The organism is Streptomyces sp. NH27, from assembly GCF_056859195.1.
In genome coordinates, this window is the sequence record NZ_JACEGK010001064.1 from 1 (window position 1) to 555 (window position 555).

Consider the following 555-nt stretch of genomic DNA (forward strand, 5'->3'; position numbering starts at 1 on the left):
GCTGGAGCGCTGGGCCGGTCGGGGCCCTGGTTCCGCCGGTGGTCCCGGTCGGGTCCGGTCGGGTCCGGTCCTGGTCCGGTCGGCGATCCGGGGCCGCGGTTCAGTTCCGGTCGCGGTTCAGATCCGGTCGCGGTTCAGATCCGGGCGGGGGCGCTGATGCCGAGCAGGTGCAGGCCGTCCGCGAGCACGATTCCCGCCGCGTCGGTGAGGCGGAGCCGGGCCGCGTGGACGGCCGAGGGTTTCTCGTCGCCCTTCGGCAGTACGCGGCACTCGTCGTGGAACCGGGCGAACGCGTCGGCGAGCCGCTCCAGATGTCGGGCGACCCGGTCGGGGCCGCGCCGGCGGGCGGCGCTCTCCACAATGCGGGGGAAGTCGGCGATCAGGCCGAGGAGTTCGGTCTCCGCGGGATGGTGCGAAGGGCTCGGTGTGCCCGGGGGCGGCGCTGCCCCGCCGCCATCGACCGGAGCGGCGTCCACGCCGGTCTTCTCGACCGTACACGTGTCCGTCCCGTCGTCGGCGGGCACGCCCAGGTGGTGGGCGTTGCGCAGCAGGGCG

General features: G+C 75.3%; 1 protein-coding gene. It reads right to left on the minus strand.

Annotated elements, in window-relative coordinates; translation table 11 throughout:
* Positions 1-134: 134 nt before the first annotated feature.
* The coding region (locus tag AC13HU_RS38030) for a DALR anticodon-binding domain-containing protein (protein WP_483046556.1) at positions 135-555 on the minus strand (421 nt) is incomplete at its 5' end.